This window comes from Mycoplana sp. 10N416, from assembly GCF_056394765.1.
The window spans coordinates 38,828-59,167 of the sequence record NZ_JBFTIM010000013.1; the positions used below are offsets into that span (position 1 = coordinate 38,828).

Here is a 20,340-nt window from a genome sequence, read left to right on the forward strand (position 1 = left end):
AGGTGAGAAATGAAGATCTTGGTCCCCGTCAAGCGGGTCGTCGACTACAACGTGAAGATCCGGGTAAAGCCGGATGGCACCGGGGTCGAGCTTGCGAACGTCAAGATGTCGATGAACCCGTTCGACGAGATCTCCGTCGAAGAGGCGCTGCGGCTGAAGGAGGCCGGCAAGGCCGAGGAAGTGGTGGTCGTGTCGATCGGGCCGGCGAAGGCGGAAGAGACGCTGCGCACCGCCCTCGCCATGGGCGCCGACCGGGCGATTCTGGTGGAAACCGACGACGCGGCCGAGCCGCTCGCCGTGGCCAAGATCCTGAAGGGCGTGGCCGAGGCCGAGGCCCCCGGCCTGATCATCGTCGGCAAGCAGGCGATCGACGACGATAGCAACCAGACCGGCCAGATGCTGTCGGCACTGTTGGGCTGGGCGCAGGGCACCTTCGCCTCGAAGGTCGAGATCGGTGACGGCAAGGCAACGGTGACGCGCGAGGTCGACGGCGGCCTGCAGACGATCGAGATCAAGCTGCCGGCGGTGGTCACCACCGACCTGCGCCTGAACGAGCCGCGCTATGCCTCGCTGCCAAACATCATGAAGGCGAAGAAGAAGCCGCTCGACAAGAAGAGCCCGGCCGACTTCGGCGTCTCAACCGCCGCGCGCCTGAAGGTGCTGAACACCGAGGAACCGTCCGGCCGCAAGGCGGGCGTCAAGGTCAAGTCGGTCGCCGAGCTGGTCGAAAAGCTCAAGACCGAAGCCGGCGTGCTCTAAGGGACTGGAAAGGGAGATATCATCATGGCCATTCTTCTTCTGGCTGACCACGACAAGAACCACCTTTCCGACCAGACCGCCAAGGCGTTGACGGCGGCGCAAAAGATCGGCTCCGACGTGCACGTGCTCGTCGCCGGCTCGAACGCCAAGGCCGTCGCCGAGCAGGCGGGCAAGCTGTCCGGCGTCTCCAAGGTGCTGGTCGCCGACGACGCCGCGCTCGCCAACAACCTGGCCGAGCCCTTGGCGGCGACGATCGTCGCGCTCGCCGGCAACTACGACACGATCATCGCCGCGGCGACCTCGGTCGGCAAGAACGTCATGCCGCGCGTCGCCGCCCTGCTCGACGTCGCCCAGGTCTCGGAGATCATCGAGGTCGTCTCGGCCGACACCTTCAAGCGGCCGATCTACGCCGGCAACGCCATCCAGACGGTGCAGGCGACCGACGCCAAGAAGGTGATCACCGTGCGCACGGCCTCGTTCGCCGCAGCGGCGGAAGGCGGCAACGCGCCGATCGAGACGGTTTCCGCCGGCACCAACCCGGGCGTCTCCTCCTTCGTCGCCGACGCGCTGTCGTCGTCCGACCGGCCCGAACTGACCTCGGCCAAGATCATCATCTCCGGCGGCCGCGCGCTCGGCTCGGCAGAGAAGTTCCAGGAGGTGATCCTGCCGGTCGCCGACAAGCTCGGCGCCGCCGTCGGCGCATCGCGTGCCGCCGTCGATGCCGGCTACGCGCCGAACGACTGGCAGGTCGGCCAGACCGGCAAGGTCGTCGCCCCGCAGCTCTATATCGCCTGCGGCATCTCCGGCGCGATCCAGCACCTCGCCGGCATGAAGGATAGCAAGGTCATCGTCGCCATCAACAAGGACGAGGAAGCGCCGATCTTCCAGGTCGCCGACTATGGCCTCGTCGCCGACCTGTTCGACGTGCTGCCGGAGCTGGAAAAGGCGATTTAACGGATATGGCATCTGCGGCGGGGCTGCCCGATGCGCCAGAGCATGGAGTACGACGCGGTGTTGACCCACTGGAACAAGACTGCCACTGTTTATGACAACCTGAGTCTTTGTACCTTTCGAAACTTGACAAGGCCGCCGATGTCGACACCGTGTTTGACTTCCAGCCGTCCTCACAAGGATGGACCTGATGCCGCAACGCGGGCCCGGATGGAATTTTCTAACGAGATGCTCTTCGACCGGCCTAAGGCCGAGGCCTTCTACGGTTCCCCGCCAGAGCGTGCTGGACGGTTTTATGACGATGATCGAGGGCTGGTGGTGCGCTCGGACCTTGACGGAAACCCTTTTCATCAAGATCTGATACAGTTCGATCCCGATGCCATCGCGTTTACGGGCAGCGGCACGCCACGCCCCTTGCCACTCGTCGGGCATCATTACCAGACCGTCGAGAGTGGGGATTGGCTGCATTTCTGCCTCCGTCTTGGCGGGCGGGGTGTGGAGAGCATCTCGAACTACGCAGATATCGACCAGCCCAGCCGGAGCTGCATCGTCACCCGCTATCCGGGCGGCGCGCGAATAGAGCGGATTTCCTCTCCTGTTGATGGCTGGCGCACAGCCTGCCTCTGGCTACGGCCGGCAGCGGTACTGCGATTTCTTGAAACCACGGTGTCACGTGTTCCCGAGCATCTTTCGCTTTTGGTCGACCCCGGCCACATCGATACGCCAAGGCATTTTTCACTACCGTTGGACAGGCGGATGGTTCTGGCGGTTGATCAAGTGCTGGACTGCCCCTTTACCGGAGGTACCCGGCGTGCCTTCGTCCGCTCGCGCTATCTTGAGATCCTCGCCCTGATTTATCAGGCGGCGGTCGAGATGCCCGGAGAGATTGTGGGCGTCTCCCTGACACAGCGCACCACCGAAGCCATCACCCGGGCTGCCGCCCTTGTCGCTTCACAGCGGGATCGCATGGGCAGCCTCGATGAAATTGCGCGCGAGGTAGGCATTAGCCGCACCCGGTTGACCCACGGTTTCCGCGCGCTGATGGGCACCTCGGTCGAGGCCTACTGGCGGCAGTGCCGCATGAACTATGCCCGAGACCGTCTCTGTGAGGACAGAGTCGCAATCAGTGAGCTGGCACAGCAACTTGGCTATGCCGAACTGGCCTCTTTCTCGCGCGCCTTTACCCGAACCTTCGGATTAAGCCCGACGCAAATGCGTACCCTGCGCTGAGTTAGTGCAGACCGTAAAACGTCGTTGCGGTGTCTTTCTCACTGCAGCCTTCAAATCAAAGCCTGAGCGACTTGCGGGCCTGTCCGTTGCGACAAGTAATTTGTTCGCACGGCCAAAGGCTTTTGCCAGGAAGTGCAATAGCATGGTCTGGTGATTGCCTGGGTAGGATCGCCTCCCTTCCGGATGTAGTCCTGCTGCATCGAACTAGAATGCGAAGACGTGGCGTTGCGCCTTCGTCAAAAAGTCCAACAGGAGAGAGGTTAACCGATGACAACTCGCAGACAGATCTTGGTAGGCGCAGGCGCCACGCTGACGCTTAGCGCGGTAGGGGTGCCACTTGCGGCCAAAGCTCAAGGCAAGAAGACCGTTGTGCTGGCATCAATGGGTCCGCTGACCGGTAACTTCGATCCAACTTCACATACTACACTCGGTCAGGGCAATTTCGACAAGCTGATCTTCAGCCATCTGACGCGTGCGCCGATGGAAGAGGGTAAGACTGACGTGCTCGAGCCCGATTTGGCCCTCAGCTGGCAAATCATCGACGAGCATACCCTCGAGTTCAAACTCCGTGAGGGTGTGAAGTTCCACGATGGGCAAGATTTTTCCGCAGAGGATGTAAAGGCCACCTTTGAGTATGCGTCGCAGCCTAATCGTCCTGCCTCTTCTTTCTATCCTGGGCAGGTCGAAGTGGAGGTGGTCGATCCGTTGACCGTCCGCATCAGGACCGACAAATACGGATACCCCGCCTCGACCTTCTGGTTCGTGTCGAGTTACCTTCCAATCCTTTGCGCGGCCGACATCGCCGACCCGACTAAATTGCAGTCGCGCCCGAACGGCACCAATGGCTTCAAGTATGTAATGACGGAAGGTGACCGCAGTAAGCTCGAAGCATTTGACGGTTATTATGCGGGTCGACCCAAGATCGACGAAATTGTCTATGCTTATGTGCCCGACGCGAACACCCGTGTGCTTGGCCTCATGAACGGCGAGTATCAGATTGCCGAGCGGCTGGAGCCTGAGCAGTATCAATCGCTGCTGTCGAATGACACCGTGGCGGTGCGCAAGGGCATGTCTACGGAGAACAAGTATCTGCATTTCCGCTGCAACAAGGCCCCCTTCGATGATCCGCGCATCCGCCTGGCGGCCTGTCATGCAATCGACCGTGAACAGATCCTTGCCCTTATGGGGGATGCGGGCGTGGCCTCGAACGGCTTCGTTTCGCCGATGAAGTTCGGCTACACGGACATTCCTAACTATCCCACTTATGATCCGGCCGAATCCGCGCGTCTGCTGGAGGAGGCCGGCTTCCCGGGCGGCAAGGGCTTGCCCCAGCTGGAATACATTACCTCGATCGGCTTTTATCCCAAGACTAAGGAATATGGCGAGCTGATCGCAGCGATGCTGATGGAAGTCGGCTTTGATGTGCAGCTGACCGTACTGGAGCCGGCGGCTTGGGAGCAGGCGATCTACCGCGGTGCCGATGGTCAGGGCCCAGGGCATATGTGTGATGTGGGCTGGATGACCGGCTCGCCTGAGCCCGATCTGGTGCTTCGCCCGAACTGGCATTCCTCGGCCGCGTTGATCAATGGCGTTAACGATGCTGAGATCGATGCCGCGCTGGACAAGGAACGGGCGACACTGGACCCGGCGGAGCGGATGAAGGTGCTGGCCGAGGAGACCTTCCCGCTTCTCGCTGCCAAGGTGCCGAGCTTCTCGCTCTTTTCAGCGGTAGTTTTCCACGGTGCTGCGAAGAATCTTGAGGGCGCCTACTACTTCCCGAATGGCCCGATCGATTTGACCAAGGCTGACTTGGTTTGATGCCGCGCACCGGGGATGCTCTTCCTTGACGGGATGCTTCTCCAAACCATTATTTTGCATCGGCCCGCCTGCGGGTGGGCCGGTTGCAAGAACATGCGAGCCCAGCCGATTGCCAGGGCGACCCAAACAGGACTGGCCATGTTATTTGCCGTAGACTTCTTTCTGCGCAGGTTGCTGCAGGGTTTGGTCATCGTCGTACTTGTTGCGATGCTGATATTCACGCTGCTTCGCGTGGTACCGGGGGATCCCGTCCGGATTATGCTAGGCCCGATGGTCACCGCCGAGATGGCCGAGGAGACAGCGCAGAAGATGGGTCTGCGCGATCCGATCCCGGTGCAGTTCATTGGATACGCCACTCAGGTCCTAAGCGGCGACTTCGGTCATTCATTCGTGCGAAGTGCCCAAGGGGGTAGTACCGGCGGTTCGCGCGGAGGGGACACCTTCGATGCCTCAAACCGCGCACCGGTTATGGGGCTGATCTTGTCCGCCTTGCCCTACAGCCTTCTTTTGGCCGGCCTCGCTCTCGGGATCTCGTTAGTGATCTCGCTTCCCATAGGCATCTGTGCGGGACTATTTTCCGGGCGCTGGCCCGATCGACTCGCACTATACCTAAGCTCGATCTTTGTCTCCCTCCCAAACATTTGGCTGGCGCTGGTTCTGATCTTCTTGGTCTCGGTAAAGGGAGGGCTTCTACCCGCCATAGGCTACCAGAACTGGACTTACGCCATTTTGCCCGCGCTCGTTCTGGCAATCGAGCTTTCGCCGGTGTTCATCCGCTCGGCCTCGGTGGCTGTATCCAGCAACATGATGGAGTCTTATGTTCCGTCGGGAATTATTCGTGGCCTGTCGCGATCGAGGATGGTCGCGGCCCACGTCCTGCGCAACTCGATGATCCCGGTGCTGAACGTCGTCGGTATCCAGGCCATCGGCCTGCTGCTCGGCAGTCTATTCGTCATTGAATATGCGTTTAACTATCCTGGTGTCGGGCTGCTGATGATCAACGCCGTCTTTCAGCGCGATTTTCCCGTGATCCAAGCCATCGCCATCCTCGCCTGCACGGTGCTGGTGCTGGTCAACATCCTCGTGGATTTCGCTGCCACCACGATTGACAGAAGGTTGCAATACTGATGACGCCCGAGCTTGTCTCCACTACCTCTGTCGCCCCACCCCCCCTCCGTAGTGAGCGTTCGCTTTCGGCGACAATGTTCATCAATGCCTGGAGAACGACCGAGTTTCGGATAGGCTTTATCGTCTTCTTCGGGCTGATCCTGTTGTCGGTCCTGGGGCCTTCATTGCTTGGCGTCTCGCCCACGAAATTCAGCGTCACCGACAAGTTCTTGCCTCCTATCGGCTTTGAGGGCGGAAGCTGGGTGCATGTGCTTGGAACCGACCAGTTGGGCCGCGACCTTTTTGCCCGTTCGCTCATCGGGCTGCGCAATGCACTGATGATCGGAGTGATCTCGGTCGTCGGAATGTTTCTCCTAGGCTCAGCAATCGGAATGATTGCGGGGTACGTCGGGGGTTGGGTGGACCTGATCCTGATGCGGATCACTGACGCACAGATGGCTATTCCGGTCATCATACTTGCGATCACCATCCTGGGGGTTTCTCGCCCGACGCCTTTCTCAATCGTCTGCGTGCTGATCCTCGCCGGCTGGCCCGCCTATGCCCGCACAGCCCGCAGCGTGATGCTGTCCGAACGACGCAAGGAATATGTTCGCGCGGCCCAGATTCTCGGTGCCTCGGATCTGCGCATCATGATCGTGCATATCGCGCCAAACATCCTGCCGCCTATCGCCTTTGTCGCGGTTCTGGATGTGGCACGGATGATGATCATCGAGGCTATCCTCGGCTTCATTGGCATCGGTATCCAGCCGCCGACCCCCACGTTCGGCACCATCATTGCCGATGGAACGAAATACTTGATGAATGCCTGGTGGATCACCACGGTCCCTGGCCTTCTGCTGGCGATCTCGCTTTGCGGCATCAACCTCATGGGTGGCGCACTGGAGCGGGCCCGCAACAAGCTTCTGCAGGGGGTATCATGAGCGAAGCGCATCCCATCCTTAGGGTCCGCGACCTTACGGTTGAACTGCAGTCTGCTGCTAGCCGTCGCAAGGTTCTGGACAGCGTCTCTCTCGACCTCCACGCGGACGAGGTTCTGGGCATAATCGGCGAAAGCGGCTCGGGAAAGACCGTGCTGTCGCGGGCAATGGTGAACTGGGTCTCGCGCCCGCTAGAGATGACCAGCGGCCAGATCTTCTACCATGGCGAGGATCTCAGGCAGATGCCCGTACGGCAGTTGCAGGTCCTGCGCGGTCGCAAGATCTCGTACATTGGGTCCGATCCGACCAGCGCGCTCGATCCGACGCTGCCGATCGGGCATCAGATCGTCGAGAAGTTGAAATCAGTCGAGCCGGGCATATCAGAGGCCGACGCAAGGAAGCGGGTGATCGAGACACTGCAGGCTGTCCGGATTCCCTCGGCCGCCGAACGGTTCAACGAGTTCCCGTTTCAGTTCTCCGGCGGAATGATGCAACGGGTGATGATCGTCGATGCGCTGGTTACCAGCCCCGATCTTCTGGTCGCCGACAATATCACCCAGCCGCTGGACGTGACGGTGGCCGCTCAGATTCTGCGGCTGCTACGGGACTTGCAGGCCGAATACCGCACTGCGATCCTTTTCGTTTCCTCGCTTCTGGGGGTGGTCAACGATATCGCAGACAATGTGCTGGTGCTGGCGAATGGGAAGGTCGTCGAGCGCCAGTCGATGCAGGGCATCTTGCAGGCGCCCGAACATGAGTACACCCGCCATCTGGTCCGTGACATGCCGCGTATCTGGGAGGCGCAGAGCGAAGTCCCGGCCGTCCCAGCCACGGTGAACCCCAATGATGAGCAAGAGGCTATCCTTTCGGTGCGCGATGTCAGCCGCACCTATACGACCAAGGACAGAAGTCGCCTTTTTGGCAAGCAACGTGTGCAAGCGGTCCGAGGGGTCTCCTTTGACGTCTACAAGGGCGACAGCCTCGGCATTGTCGGAGAATCCGGCTGCGGGAAGTCAAGCCTCTCGCGGCTGCTGAGCCGACTAGAGGGGCCCGACAGCGGCAAGATCCTGTTTAAAGGTCAGGACGTGGGCGGCTTGCGAGGGGCCGCACTCCTCAAGCTCCGCCGGGGCTTCCAGCTGCTGTTGCAGGACCCCTACAACTCGATCCCGTCGCATCTGACCATTGGTCGGACCGTAGCCGAGCCGCTGATCATCCACGGCGGTCGCTCCAAGGCCGAAATCCGCGAGAAGGTGGCAGAGACCATGGCTGAGGTGGGTCTGGGGCCCGAGCTTGCCCATAGCCTGCCGGTCGGCCTCAGCGCCGGGCAGCGCCAGCGGGTCAACATCGCCCGCGCCATGGTGCTGGAACCGGAACTTCTGATCCTGGATGAAACGCTTTCGGCACTGGATCAGGTGGAGCAAGCCAAGCTCCTGGGGCTGTTTGAGAAACTACAGGTACGCCACGGCATGACCTATATCTACATATCGCATGACCTTGGCATGGTGCGTCGGGTCTGTAGCCGCGTCGCAGTGATGTATCTTGGTCGCGTGGTTGAACTGGCCGGGAACGAAACCACCTTCTTCAACCCGGGCCACCCCTACACAAGGGCGCTTCTCTCAGCCGTGCCGGCGATTGAGCACCGGCCCTATGACACAGCGACCTACCTGCTGGAGGGCGAGCCGCCGAACCCGATCAACATCCCGCCCGGATGCAGTTTCCGCACACGCTGCCCCTTTGCCTTCGATCGCTGTGCCAAGGACGATCCGACTCTTCTCGCGCGCGGCAGCGGCGATCTGGCTGCCTGTCATTTGGCGGAAGGTGGGATGCCCGCACCCGGCATGTCGCCAGGACTTCCTTTCGATCTTAACCCAGTGCCGGCCTGAGATCCGGGACAGACGCTTGAACTGAAGGTTTTCACCAGATGGACTTCGACTACATCGTGATCGGCTCGGGAAGTGCCGGGTCTCCCCTGACCGCTCGCCTTCTCGAGAAGGGCATGAAAGTGCTACTCATCGAGGCGGGCAAGCGCGAGCGCATTCCGATCACCCGCCTTCCCGCAGCCTTGATCCATACGGTCGGCAATCCGCGCTATGACTGGTGCTACAAGACCGAGCCTGATCCCACCCGCAAGGGACTGACCGAGGCTTGGCCCCGCGGTAAGGTGCCGGGCGGATCTTCCGCGATCAACGGCATGATCTTCATCCGTGGTGCCAAGCAGGATTACGATGCCTGGGAGAAGCTGGGCAACCCAGGCTGGGGTTGGAACGACGTATTACCCTATTTCCGGCGGATGGAAACGGCGGATAACGACAAGGACAATGGTGTGCGCGGCGGCATGGGGCCGCAGCGCGTCTCGGCGCTCCGCTGGAAGCATCCGGTATCGGAGATCTTTCTGAAAAGTTTCTTCGCTGCCGGTGCCACTTTCAACGATGATATGAACGGCGTCTCGCATGAGGGCGTAGCCTGGAACCAGGGGTCGACCAGGAACGGTGTTCGTGCTTCGAGTTTTGACAGCTTCGTCCGCCCGAAGCTCGGCAATCCGAACCTGAGGTTCATTGACGACACGCTGGTTGAACGCGTGATCATCGTGGACCGCCGCGCTACGGGGGTGGAGGCGCTCCAATCTGGTGAACGTGTCACCTTCTCCGCGCGACGGGGCGTGGTGCTGTCTGCAGGCTCGATCAACTCGCCGCAACTGCTGATGCTGTCCGGAATCGGCGATCCTGCCGAACTGAAAAAGCACGGGATCGCCCCGGTTGTCGACAGCCCGGAAGTGGGCAAGAACCTGCTTGAGCATCCGGGCCTTTATGCGCTGGCCGAGATGAAAGTGCCTACCGCTAACCGCATGGCTCGTCCACTACGCGGCGCCGTTGCCTTTGGAGAATGGCTCTTCGGCAGGCGAGGGGTGATGAGCGTGCCGACTGCCCAGCTGATCGCCTTCATCAAGTCGCGGCCGGAGCTGGAGTATACCGATCTGCAGTTTCACCTCTTCCCGTTCGGCCTGGCTCAGACCAAGACTAAGCTCGAGGTGCCGAAGGCGGATCTTGTCACCATCTTGATGAACATCAATCATTCGAAAAGCGTTGGTCATCTTGAACTTCGGTCGGCCGATCCCCGGGAGAAGGTGGCAATTTTCCCGCGCCTGCTGGACCACCCCGATGATGTTGAAACCCTGCTTCGCGGCATCGAGTGGATCCGTCGGATCTGTGCCCAGCCGCCCTTTTCGGAAGACATGCTGCGCTTTCTCGACCTTCCGCCCGAGGGCAGCTCGCGAGAAGAAGAGATCGCCTACCTGCGCCGCACGACGGTGCCGTTCTTCCATCCTGTCGGCACGTGTCGGATGGGATCGGATGACAAGGCGGTGGTACGCCCCGACCTCAAGGTGCGCGGAGTCGAGGGGCTTTGGGTCGCTGACGCCTCGATCATGCCGCGGCACATTTCGGGCAATACCAATGCCACCGCGATCATGATCGGGGACAAGGCCTCGGATTTGATCCACGCCTGATGTCGTCCTGGCAAGGGCGCGTATCCGGCCTTGCCGCAAACTGACTCCCGGCACGTCGCGTGCCCTCACTCATCTCGCTCCACTGCGTCCCGGCCGGGACGCAGGTTAGTGAACCACGTTCAAAAGGCGGATCCTGACATGAATGAATTTTCGGAACTCTTCATCGGCGGTCGTCGCGTCGCCTCCACCGCTCCGCGGATCATTGAGGTCCGTTCTCCCTATGATGGCTCAGTCGTCGGCACTGCCCCGCTGGCCAGCCACGAGGACATCGACCGCGCGGTCGGCGCGGCCCGCCGTGCGTTTGATCATGGACCCTGGCCGCGCCTTTCGGTGGAAGAGCGCATACAGGTAATCGAGAGGTTCCATGCGCTATACGAGGCGCGCTCGGATGAATTCGCCCGCTTCGTTTCGCGCGAGATGGGCGCGCCGCACTGGTTCACCCAGGCAATCCGGACCCTGATTACCAATCAGAGCCATGCCTTCTTCAAGGCAGCGCGCAGCTACCCGTGGGAGGACCGCCGCGATGGCTTCCCCACCGGCAAGAGCCTTTGGCTGCGTGAGCCGGTCGGCGTCGTTGCAGCCATCATTCCGTGGAATGCCCCACATCAGGTGGCGCTTGGAAAGCTCTATCCCGCGCTGATCTCCGGTTGTACCGTAGTGCTGAAACTTGCCGAGGAAACGGCGGTTGACGGCCAGTTCCTGGGCGAGTTGTTCGCCGAGGCCGGGCTACCCGAGGGCGTCTTCAGCGTGTTTGCCGCCGACAAGGAAACCAGCGAACGTCTGGTGACCCATCCAGGAATCGACAAGATCGGTTTTACAGGGTCCTCTGCGGTGGGGCGCCGCATTGCCGGTCTTGGCGGCGCGCTTCTGAAACGCGTGAGCCTGGAACTGGGTGGAAAGTCGGCAGCCATCGTCCTGGAAGACGCCGATCTTGAGGAAACAGTGGCGGCACTCAAGTTTCGCTCCTTCCCAAACAATGGGCAGGTCTGCGTGGCTCAGACCCGGGTACTGGTATCGCGGCATCGCCAAGCCGACTTTGCCGATGCCATGGTCGCGATGATCAAGGAAATGACCATCGGCGATCCAAGTGCAGAGACCACCTTTCTTGGCCCGGTTGTCTCAGAACGCCAGCGGTTGCGGATAACGGACTACATCCGTCAGGCCGAAGCAGAGGGCACCCGCATCGCCATTGGCGGCAGCGGAATGCCCGATGGCATCAACCACGGCAGCTTCATTCGTCCCACCCTCTTCACTGACGTCGACAACAGCTCCCGCATTGCCCAGGAAGAGATATTTGGCCCGGTTGTCTGCATGATCCCCTATGACAGCGAGGAGGAGGCCATCGGCTTGGCCAATGCCTCGGACTATGGCTTGGCCGGGTCGGTCTGGACGCCAGATGCGGAAAGGGCCGAAGCTATCGCCCGCCGCGTGCGGACTGGCACGGTGACGCATGGCAACGCGGCGATCGATCTGCTTTCGCCCTTCGGGGGCTTCAAGCAGAGTGGAATCGGCCGCGAGTTCGGCGCTGAAGGGATCAACCACTATATCGAGCACAAGACGATTGCCATTTGAGCCATGGAGTAACAACGTCCTTGTTCGCCTGCGCCGTGCGCTTCCGGAACAACATTTGCAACAGTAGTGCAAACGGATGCGCGGCCTGCCCCCCCGGCGGACGGCTCCTCCCAATAAGCTTCAAAGGCACCAGATGACAGCTGACCTACCCCATGATCTTGTTCAGGAAGCGCTGCAATGGCGCCATGACCTGCACCGGCACCCGGAAATTGCCTATCAGGAACACCGCACATCGGCCTTTGTCGCCAGCAGGCTGTCAGAATTCGGCTATGAGGTGACCCGCGGCCTGGGGGGCACCGGGGTCGTCGGCACGTTACGACGTAGCAGTTCCACACGCTCCATTGCGCTTCGCGCGGATATGGACGCCTTGCCAATCCATGAACAGACCGGGGTAGCCCACTCCTCGACGGTGCCGGGGATGATGCATGCGTGCGGTCATGACGGCCATACCGCGATGCTGCTGGCGGCGGCGCGCCACGCCGCCACCCGCAAGGATCTGGACGGGGTGCTCCATGTCATCTTCCAGCCCGCCGAAGAGGTGGAGGGCGGTGCGCAGAAGATGATCGAGGACGGGCTGTTCGATCAGATTGCGCCCGACCGGATCTTCGGCTTGCACAACTGGCCTGATGCCCAGCCCGGCACCGTGGCAGCCCCGGACGGGGCGATGATGTCGGCATTCGGTACCTTCGACATCACGGTGTCGGGTAAGGGCGCGCATGGTGCGATGCCGCACCAAAGTGCCGATTCCATCCTTGCCGCCAGCCAGATCGTCTCGGCCCTTCAAGTGATTGCGGCACGCAACGTCTCGCCGCTCGACTCTGTCGTTGTCTCAGTGACCAAGATGCACGGAGGTGACGCCTATAATGTGATCCCCGAATCACTACATCTGGCTGGTACTACCCGTTGGTTTACCGCTGAAGGTGTCGAACTGATCGAACGTCGGCTGGCAGAGGTGGCGCAGCATGTGGCCGCCGGGTTCGAATGCCGCGCAGAGGTCGTGCATCAACGTCGTTACCCAGCAACGGTCAACGATGCCAAGGCTGCCACCTTCGTACGCAGCGTCGCGGCAGAGGCAGGATTTGAGATTGTCTCGGCTCCGCCCTCGATGGGCGCGGAAGACTTCTCATTCATGTTGGAACGCAAACCCGGTTGCTACATTTGGCTTGGCGCAAGCAAGGAGGGCGAGAACCCGATGCTGCATTCGCCGTACTACGACTTCAATGATGCAGTGCTAAGTGATGGCATCAGCCTATGGGATCGGCTGATTGGCGCGGCGCTGGCGACCTAGGAAAGTGCTCGTCCGTAGCGACGACGTTGAGGTCAATAATTAATACATTGTCTGATGAGAAGGTTCTCCCATCCTCTCCGCCACTTGCCCTTGGGGGTCTAGTCCCTTGTTGCGCGCGCCCGAACCAAGGCAGGGTCGGCTGTATTCCCGAAGTGGATGAGCGGCACTATCGCTTCCGCGAGCACCTCCGGGCCGAGGAATCGATGGCCATGCGATCAAGCTGTGGCGGCATCTCGAAAAATTTCGACGGCGACTATCGATCAAGAAAGCGCCTCATCATTCTGGCGGAAGATGGAGATGCAGTGCCTCTGCCTCTTCTGCTAGCTGCCGATCACGTCATCAATGTTGACCCCGTCCGGCAAAGAGATTTGCAGGCGGCATGCTACGTCACCTTGGGCCTCTCAATCACCTTTGAGCAGGCCACGACGGCTTTAAGCTATCCAGATGAGCTGCTCTGGGCCGCCCTACGTCCTGGACGCGGGGTCGGGAGCGCCACGGAGAAAAACGAACGATGAGGACCGACTATTGGGTTGCGGTCGAATGCGCATAAACTCGAAAAAGATGGTAGTTTCATCTGCGGTCGGAGAGAGTGATTGTTTGTACGCCCTGTGCTGGTAATTCGGAGAGGAAAACATGATCACAGGACCGCAGTGCCGGGCAGCGCGTGCGCTTGTCGAAGTTACTAGAACCAAACTGGCGTTTCGCTCAGGAGTCGATGAGTCTATCATCGAGGAATTCGAGCGCATGATCGATGAACCAACGCCTGAGGTCGTCGCGACGTTAGAAGAGGCCCTGCAAGAGCTTGGCGCAGTTTTCATTGAGGAGAATGGTGGCGGAAAAGGCGTCCGGCTGAAGTTCACCGATTCAGAGGCGAAACGCATCGCCCGCCTGGAAGGAGAGGGTGGTATCGTCGCTAGCGACAGGGTGCCCTGAGGTTTCGCTAGGCAGTATGTATGCTCAAACGTGACGACTTCGCAACGACGTGCAACCATCCTGATAGCGAAGCCGGGGAGCCATGGTGACCGGCCATGGCTGCAAGCCCGGCGCGGTTCAGCTGTATCGAGTGAAGCGAAAACGAGCCCCCTTCGCATCAGCCGTTGCCATCTTTAAGCGGGCGAGACAATTCCTCTTCGAACAAAGGAAGAAACCGCCTCGCCGCCGCCCATCAGGGGATCTACGGTGACCTCCCGCAGCAGAAGCAGGTCGTGGGCATATTTCCGTGTCTTATAGCTTGCGGCCGCCACCTCCGACGGTGACAGGCGAGCCGCTGGCCCGCCTGATCGCTCGTCGCATCGGTGGTTCGAGAGTGAACTCGGTTAGAAATCCTCTCCGGGCTGGGATAGCCAGCAGCATCTGCTCGCGTTGCAGGAGGGCTGCCTTGCGCATGTCAGGGTCCCGCGTGATGCGATCGAGATGGGGTTCGTGCCAGCCACGGATGCAGACGTCCTGGCCGGATCGCTGTGGGATGCTCCGTCATCCTGATTGGCTTCGCATTCCACAACACTCGGGCAGAAGGTGAGCACCGAGGCGGTCACCAGCCGCGGTTAAGCGACTGCACCAGTTCGAGGTAGATGCGCCAAGCGGCCAATCAATTGGCAAAGCAGCGGCAACATCTTGCATAACAACTAATGTCCTCTTGGAACAGACCTATCGGTGCTATAAGTATACTAAATTCCTCCTTCAATAACGTCAGAACATTTAAAGTGCTGACTGGTATTGAAATAAGAATCTATGTAACTGCGTATAGGTGTGATGCAATATATCCGAATAATATCCTGGTTTACAGGAATGAGGCGACCCATTGAATAACTACGAAACACGCAACGACCTTACAATACAAGGAAACTATCATGATCTGCTAAATGCGGGGCTTGCGGACGCCATCGACCTTTCTCTCGTCGCCAAGCACGCCCATTGGAACGTGAAGGGCCCGCAATTCATTGCCATTCACGAAATGCTCGACGGTTTTCGGGCCGATCTCGACGTCCATGTCGACACCATAGCCGAACGTGCGGTCCAACTCGGCGGCACCGCCCTCGGCGCCAGCCAAGCGATCGCCGAACGTACTCCGCTGAAGCCATATCCAACCGACATCTACAAGACGAAAGATCATCTGGCGGCGCTCATCGACCGCTATGATGTCGCAGCCAAAAATGCACGCGACGCCATCGCTGAGGCGGAAGAGGCCGGCGACATAGGCACGGCGGACATCTTCACCGCCTATTCGATCGCTCGACAAGTCGCTCTGGTTTCTCGAGGCGCATACCCAAGAGACGGAGTAGCTGATGTAGTCGCCGACGGCATGTTGCGCCTTGGATTGGATGATGCGGAGGACTTGTAGGCTCGGTTATCCCTCGTGCGGATACCCATCCAAACGATACTGGCTGAGGGAACAGTAATGGAGACGAATGTGAAAGTGTTATCGGAAAAAAGGAAAGAGAGTTGCCAGGAGCGGTCAGATCGAGTTGCTCGTGAGATTATGCTGTCCGAGCGTCAGGCGCGAGTCCGCAAGACGGCTCGCCTTCGGGCTCTGCGGGTGGAGATGGAAGCGTTGGCGAACTAGGGGAGCGCTGAAACCCCTGTGCGCAAGTGGGGCATAACCTACAACAAGTACGTCGAAGGCATCGCCCTGGGCCCGGCCCAGCCCTAAGGGCATGGCGGCGTCGTTTCGCACTTGGCGGGGCTGATTCAGACCGCATCACGGGGCAGGCTCAGCTCATCGATGTTGGAATCGGCTACCGCTTATAAGAACAATTCGTGTGTGGCGGCGGTTGCCGCCCACGAATTGCCTCACCCGAAGTAAGGCAAATTCAAGTTTGAAATCACGACGGACAAGAATTGGGTTGATTGAAACGCAAATCTAGTCGGTCAGTGTGTTCATGCTGCTTCAATGTCTGTGCGTGAGAAATCGTCGCCCTTGAACAGCAGGGGTTCGCCGCGCGTCTTCGCCAGGGCATAGGAGAAGCAGTCGCCGTAGTTCAGGGCCGCCGGGTGGCGTCCCTTGCCGAAGTTGCGCCAAGCGCGGCGCGCAATTGCGATCTGGTCTGTGTCGACCGGGACAATTTCGACGCCGGCCTTGTGGAGCCATAGGTCCAGTTCTGATGCTCCTGCATCGCCAAGGCACGCCTCAATCACGATTGAAAGCTCGAGGATCGTGGCCGCAGACATGAAGCGCCGTGGGGCGTCGACGATTTTTGTCTCGAATGCTTCGGCTTCCGGCTCGTTAAAGGCGATCGCAACGATGGCCGATGTGTCAATGACCATCAGCCGGGAAGCCCATTTTCGTCATAGCCCAGGATCTCGTCGGCCGAGCGGTTGTCGAGGATTGGCAATTTTGCCCAGCGCCTGCGGCTCGCGGCGAGTTCCTCCAGCAGCACGCTACGATTTCCGGAATTGGCAAGGCGCCGCAGGCGCTCTTCGAGGGCGCGGCGGGTTGCCATCGTGATGGTCTCGCCTGTCTTCTCGGCCAGCGCCTTTGCCAAACGCTCGGTCTCGGAATCCTTGATACTAAGTGCCATGGTTGGTTCCTTGGTTCCTATTGTTCTACATTCTACCTAAATGAGGGAAATGGCAAGATACCACCGAACACCTCGCGTCAGATCGCTGCGCGCTGAGGAGAGGAGGGCAACGACGATAGCTTCAATCCTTAGACGCCGAATTCGCCGCCATCAACGCTGTGCTCGCCAGATTGGTTTCGGCCATCGAAGACGCAAGGGCGGCGCCCAGCCGTGTCACGCACATGGCGGTTCCATAAGATAGATTACGCGACTAGCATATGTAACGGCATTTTAGAGATGCGACATATGAGCCAGTTAGAGATGCGACAGCCGTCGCCTCTTGGGATGCTGGTCAAACGTCAACGTTTGGAAGGAAGACTGGCGACGTGAAGCGTGGTTGAGACCATGAGCGTTCGGAGTCGTCATGTCTTGTTTGATCGTCATGTCGCAAAAGGAATTGCATCGCCTTGAACTCATCCAGCAGATTGGCGGCGGTAGCCTGACGGTCGTCCAGGTGGCCGAACTGCTTGGGCTCAGCCGCAGCCAGGTGCACCGGCTGCTGCAGGCCTATGACCGTGCCGGAGCCGATGGCCTGGTCTCGAAGAAGCGTGGCCGTCCGAGCAACCGGCGCTACAGTGAGGACTTCCGCAACCTGGTGCTCAACCTGGTGCGTGAGCATTACCGGGATTTCGGGCCAACCCTGGCCGCCGAGAAGCTGATCGAGCGCCATCGGATTGCCGTCAGCAAGGAGACTCTGCGTCAATGGATGATAGAAGCCGGCATCTGGGCGTCCCGGCGCGAGCGCAAGAAGCGGGTTTTCCAGCCGCGCGGTCGGCGCGATTGTTTCGGCGAACTCATTCAGATCGACGGCTCGCATCATTGGTGGTTCGAAGAACGTGGCCGCAAATGCGCCCTGCTCGTCTACATCGATGACGCCACCGGCCGGCTCTTGCACTTACGCTTTGCCGCCTCGGAGAACACCTTTGACTATCTGCACGCGACGAAGGCCTATTTGCAGCAATGGGGCAAGCCGATTGCGTTCTACAGCGACAAGCACGGGGTTTTCCGCAGCACGCATGCGTCGGCGAAAGACCGCACGAGTGGTCTGACGCAGTTCGGTCGGGCCCTGTATGAGCTGAACATCGACATTATCTGCGCCAACACCCCGCAGGCGAAAGGTCGTGTGGAGCGCGCCAATCAGACGTTGCAGGATCGGTTGGTGAAGGAACTGCGGCTGCGCGGTATCGACACGATCGAGGCGGCCAACGCCTATGCGCCGGCGTTCATGGCGGACTTCAATCTTCGCTTCGGCAAGGAGCCGCGCAATCCGAAGGATATGCACCGGCCGCTGGCGGCTCACGAGAACCTCGATGGTGTCATGTGCCGCAAGGAGGTTCGTAAGCTTTCGCAGTCCCTGACGCTGCGCTATGACAAGGTGATGTTCATTCTCGATCCGACCGAGCGCGCAACGGCGCTGGCGGGCAAGAAGGTCATCGTCTGCGACTATCCCGACGGACGCCTCGAGATCACGGACGGGGAAGCCTCCCTGCCCTACAGAACGTTCGACACGCTACGTTCGGTGCACAGATCCGAGGTGGTCGAGAACAAGCGCCTCGATGACATGCTGGCATTGGTCGCTGATGCAGGCCGGCCGTGAACAACAGCGTAGCAAAAGCGGTCCGCGTCGCACCGGCCAGACGAACCATATGTTTGGCATTCGCGATGGCAGCCAGAGCAATGGCTATCAAAAACGCGGCACAAGACCCGGCAAGAAAACGGACTTCACCGCCGATCCTGTGGTTATCGCGAAACGGCAGCAGGCGCTGGCGCGACTGAAAGCGGCCGAGTGATCGATGGCATCGGGTTGTCAAAGCTAAAGTTTATTCTTGCACTTTAAGCCATCCGCCGCCGGCCAGCCTGCGCAACCCTGGCCAGCTCCAGCCGTCCGGCGGCTTGCGTCTGCGTATTGTACAAATATGGGCGCTTGCAAACGCAGTAATAAGAAATACGATAAAGTCGCATTTCTAAATTGATTACTTTGTCTCATCTTTAAAAGGCTGTGACAGCATAAGTAGCCGCAAAGTTAGAATGTCCTGGATCTGCAAAGTATGAATGTCACACTCCCAGCGTTTGATGACGTGGGAGATTGCGGATGGGACTGGTTGCGATGAGCGCCGGCCGGATGACGCTGGCGACGGCAGCGCACGTTCTTGACCTGAGCCCGCGCCAGATCCGTCGCCTATTGGCGCGGATGCGCACGGACGGCGGCGTCGATCCGACACAAGGCGATCAGTCGGCCGTCGAACAACCGGATCAGTGACGGTGTTCGGGACGAAGCCGTGACGCTGGTGCGCGAATGTTATGCCGATTTCGGTCCGACGCTGGCGGCCGAGAAGCTTGGGCCGGCCTATGGTTGTCGCGCCAGCAGCGCCGGACGTTCCATCAGCCCCGGTTGCGGCGCGAGGCCTATGGCGAGCTGGTGCAGATCGATGGGTCCGAGCATCGCTGGTTCGAGGACCGGGGAGATCCGTGTTCGCTGCTGGTCTTCGTCGACGCGAATGATGCCAACGGTGAAGCCGCAACGAGACGCACCTACTCCCTTATTGACCTGGATGAACGACGCAAAATTGCCCGTTGGCGGGCTTAAGCGTGGCGAGGCCAATGTCACCTCGCTTGTGGACGGGTCAGCCGCTTTACGATCTTTCTGCGCAACAACGATCGACAATCACGGCCTGTGATGGATGACCTTGTCTGGGCACTACAGGCCCTGCCTCATCTCGCCCGCCGCTCGATCACCTTCGATCGTTCACCGACTGGCCGTACCTTCAGGCCTGCATCGGGACGCAAACCTGGTTCTGCGACCGGCAGTCTCGTCGGTCACCGACAGAGGATCGACCTCTCTCGAAAGCCATTTCCGCACCCGGCCATTGGTGTTTTCGACGGGGCGCTCTCTGCCAAGGAGGCGCCCGCAAGTCGCGGTTCACCATGAACTCACATCACGCCTGGCGGCGCCAGAAGCGACTTCCCGATCTTGGGCACGCAGGAGGGGCAGGACAGTTCGTCACTGCGCAGCAGGTCTTTGTATTTGTCGTGGTCATGGCTTGCTCCTTTCAAGGGGTTGGCCGGGGGATCGGCATTGTTTCTGCAATGAAGATAGGTACGCTATTGATGCACAGGGACTGGCAAAACTGGAAAGGTAGCCTTGCATGAATGCGCAGGGTCAGGATTGGGACGACCTTCGCATATTCTTGGCGGTGGCACGGGCGGGATCGCTTTCGGGTGCAGCACGCGCGCTGGGTGTGACCCATTCGACCGTTTTCCGTCGCATCGGCGCCTTTGAGGCGCGATTGGGCGCGCGGCTGTTCGAGCGGTTGTCCGGCGGCTATGCACTGACGCCGGCGGGCGAGGAGATGCATCATTCTGTCCTTCGCATCGAGGAGGAAATCGCAGCGCTGGCGCTGAAGGTCACCGGGCAGGACCAACGGCCGAGCGGGACGATCCGCATTACCACGACCGACCTGTTGGCCGTGGGGGTGCTTCCCCACCATATTGCCGCGTTTCGGACCGAATGGCCGGGGATCGAGATCGAAGTGGTGGTGGCGGACACCGTGCTGGACCTGGCGCGGCGCGAGGCGGACGTGGCGCTGCGGATCGGCAATCCGGGGCACGAAACGC

Annotated in this window: 15 protein-coding genes and 4 pseudogenes; 17 read left to right on the plus strand and 2 right to left on the minus strand. The window is 60.1% G+C overall.

Annotated features, from left to right (window positions below; all coding sequences use genetic code 11):
* Positions 1-9 precede the first annotated feature (9 nt).
* The 13 genes and pseudogenes from AC1DDS_RS22040 (at position 10) to dps (ending at position 15,450) form a co-directional block, all read left to right on the plus strand.
* A complete protein-coding gene (locus AC1DDS_RS22040) occupies positions 10-759 on the plus strand; it encodes an electron transfer flavoprotein subunit beta/FixA family protein (RefSeq protein ID WP_477477796.1) in 750 nt (249 codons plus the stop codon).
* Between the two features lie 24 nt (positions 760-783).
* Positions 784-1,713: an electron transfer flavoprotein subunit alpha/FixB family protein gene (locus AC1DDS_RS22045; RefSeq protein ID WP_477480806.1), complete on the plus strand. Its 930-nt coding sequence runs from the start codon at positions 784-786 to the stop codon at positions 1,711-1,713.
* Positions 1,714-1,743: 30 nt separating this feature from the next.
* On the plus strand, positions 1,744-2,940 hold the full coding sequence (locus tag AC1DDS_RS22050) for a helix-turn-helix domain-containing protein (protein WP_477480807.1): 1,197 nt from the start codon (positions 1,744-1,746) through the stop codon (positions 2,938-2,940).
* A gap of 267 nt (positions 2,941-3,207) precedes the next feature.
* Entirely contained in the window at positions 3,208-4,758 is a 1,551-nt protein-coding gene (locus tag AC1DDS_RS22055) for an ABC transporter substrate-binding protein (protein WP_477480808.1), read from the plus strand.
* A gap of 138 nt (positions 4,759-4,896) precedes the next feature.
* Positions 4,897-5,886, plus strand: a complete 990-nt coding sequence (locus tag AC1DDS_RS22060; protein WP_477480809.1) for an ABC transporter permease — start codon at positions 4,897-4,899, stop codon at positions 5,884-5,886.
* Positions 5,886-6,806, plus strand: coding sequence for an ABC transporter permease (locus AC1DDS_RS22065; protein ID WP_477480810.1), 921 nt, complete (start codon positions 5,886-5,888; stop codon positions 6,804-6,806). The genes AC1DDS_RS22060 and AC1DDS_RS22065 overlap by 1 nt, the downstream gene beginning before the upstream one ends.
* Entirely contained in the window at positions 6,803-8,686 is a 1,884-nt protein-coding gene (locus AC1DDS_RS22070) for a dipeptide ABC transporter ATP-binding protein (protein WP_477480811.1), read from the plus strand. The genes AC1DDS_RS22065 and AC1DDS_RS22070 overlap by 4 nt, the downstream gene beginning before the upstream one ends.
* A 38-nt stretch (positions 8,687-8,724) precedes the next feature.
* The gene (locus AC1DDS_RS22075) at positions 8,725-10,308 is read left to right on the plus strand and encodes a GMC family oxidoreductase (protein WP_477480812.1); all 1,584 of its coding nucleotides are present in this window, start codon (positions 8,725-8,727) and stop codon (positions 10,306-10,308) included.
* 138 nt (positions 10,309-10,446) lie between these two features.
* Positions 10,447-11,880 (plus strand): aldehyde dehydrogenase, encoded by a 1,434-nt coding sequence (locus AC1DDS_RS22080; RefSeq protein ID WP_477480813.1) that lies wholly within the window; start codon positions 10,447-10,449, stop codon positions 11,878-11,880.
* A gap of 133 nt (positions 11,881-12,013) precedes the next feature.
* The gene (locus AC1DDS_RS22085) at positions 12,014-13,168 is read left to right on the plus strand and encodes an amidohydrolase (protein WP_477480814.1); all 1,155 of its coding nucleotides are present in this window, start codon (positions 12,014-12,016) and stop codon (positions 13,166-13,168) included.
* Positions 13,169-13,371: 203 nt separating this feature from the next.
* Complete coding sequence (locus AC1DDS_RS22090) at positions 13,372-13,683, plus strand: hypothetical protein (RefSeq protein WP_477480815.1); 312 nt, start codon at positions 13,372-13,374, stop codon at positions 13,681-13,683.
* Positions 13,684-13,801: 118 nt separating this feature from the next.
* On the plus strand, positions 13,802-14,101 hold the full coding sequence (locus tag AC1DDS_RS22095) for a helix-turn-helix domain-containing protein (RefSeq protein ID WP_477480816.1): 300 nt from the start codon (positions 13,802-13,804) through the stop codon (positions 14,099-14,101).
* 868 nt (positions 14,102-14,969) lie between these two features.
* A pseudogene (gene dps, locus AC1DDS_RS22100) lies at positions 14,970-15,450 on the plus strand (DNA starvation/stationary phase protection protein Dps).
* A gap of 595 nt (positions 15,451-16,045) precedes the next feature.
* Here dps and AC1DDS_RS22105 read toward each other — a convergent pair.
* Together AC1DDS_RS22105 and AC1DDS_RS22110 are read right to left on the minus strand one after the other, a co-directional pair.
* Positions 16,046-16,432 carry a type II toxin-antitoxin system VapC family toxin gene (locus tag AC1DDS_RS22105; protein ID WP_477480817.1) on the minus strand — a complete coding sequence of 129 codons (387 nt, stop codon included), beginning with the start codon at positions 16,430-16,432 and terminating at the stop codon, positions 16,046-16,048.
* On the minus strand, positions 16,432-16,686 hold the full coding sequence (locus AC1DDS_RS22110) for a type II toxin-antitoxin system VapB family antitoxin (protein ID WP_477480818.1): 255 nt from the start codon (positions 16,684-16,686) through the stop codon (positions 16,432-16,434). Before AC1DDS_RS22110 ends, AC1DDS_RS22105 begins: the two co-directional genes overlap by 1 nt.
* 403 nt (positions 16,687-17,089) lie before the next feature.
* Here AC1DDS_RS22110 and AC1DDS_RS22115 point away from each other — a divergent pair.
* The 4 genes and pseudogenes from AC1DDS_RS22115 to AC1DDS_RS22130 all read left to right on the plus strand — a co-directional run.
* Positions 17,090-18,515, plus strand: a pseudogene (locus AC1DDS_RS22115) (ISNCY family transposase).
* A gap of 302 nt (positions 18,516-18,817) precedes the next feature.
* A pseudogene (locus AC1DDS_RS22120) lies at positions 18,818-19,237 on the plus strand (helix-turn-helix domain-containing protein); the annotation flags it as partial.
* Between the two features lie 79 nt (positions 19,238-19,316).
* A pseudogene (locus tag AC1DDS_RS22125) lies at positions 19,317-19,536 on the plus strand (IS30 family transposase); the annotation flags it as partial.
* A gap of 335 nt (positions 19,537-19,871) precedes the next feature.
* The coding region (locus AC1DDS_RS22130; protein ID WP_477480819.1) for a LysR family transcriptional regulator at positions 19,872-20,340 on the plus strand (469 nt) is incomplete at its 3' end.

Coding starts and splice junctions, on each gene's coding strand:
- AC1DDS_RS22040 (WP_477477796.1), top strand. CDS start 10: ATGAAGATCTTGGTCCCCGTCAAGCGGGTCGTCGACTACAACGTGAAG.
- AC1DDS_RS22045 (WP_477480806.1), top strand. CDS start 784: ATGGCCATTCTTCTTCTGGCTGACCACGACAAGAACCACCTTTCCGAC.
- AC1DDS_RS22050 (WP_477480807.1), top strand. CDS start 1,744: ATGCGCCAGAGCATGGAGTACGACGCGGTGTTGACCCACTGGAACAAG.
- AC1DDS_RS22055 (WP_477480808.1), top strand. CDS start 3,208: ATGACAACTCGCAGACAGATCTTGGTAGGCGCAGGCGCCACGCTGACG.
- AC1DDS_RS22060 (WP_477480809.1), top strand. CDS start 4,897: ATGTTATTTGCCGTAGACTTCTTTCTGCGCAGGTTGCTGCAGGGTTTG.
- AC1DDS_RS22065 (WP_477480810.1), top strand. CDS start 5,886: ATGACGCCCGAGCTTGTCTCCACTACCTCTGTCGCCCCACCCCCCCTC.
- AC1DDS_RS22070 (WP_477480811.1), top strand. CDS start 6,803: ATGAGCGAAGCGCATCCCATCCTTAGGGTCCGCGACCTTACGGTTGAA.
- AC1DDS_RS22075 (WP_477480812.1), top strand. CDS start 8,725: ATGGACTTCGACTACATCGTGATCGGCTCGGGAAGTGCCGGGTCTCCC.
- AC1DDS_RS22080 (WP_477480813.1), top strand. CDS start 10,447: ATGAATGAATTTTCGGAACTCTTCATCGGCGGTCGTCGCGTCGCCTCC.
- AC1DDS_RS22085 (WP_477480814.1), top strand. CDS start 12,014: ATGACAGCTGACCTACCCCATGATCTTGTTCAGGAAGCGCTGCAATGG.
- AC1DDS_RS22090 (WP_477480815.1), top strand. CDS start 13,372: ATGGCCATGCGATCAAGCTGTGGCGGCATCTCGAAAAATTTCGACGGC.
- AC1DDS_RS22095 (WP_477480816.1), top strand. CDS start 13,802: ATGATCACAGGACCGCAGTGCCGGGCAGCGCGTGCGCTTGTCGAAGTT.
- AC1DDS_RS22105 (WP_477480817.1), bottom strand. CDS start 16,432: ATGGTCATTGACACATCGGCCATCGTTGCGATCGCCTTTAACGAGCCG.
- AC1DDS_RS22110 (WP_477480818.1), bottom strand. CDS start 16,686: ATGGCACTTAGTATCAAGGATTCCGAGACCGAGCGTTTGGCAAAGGCG.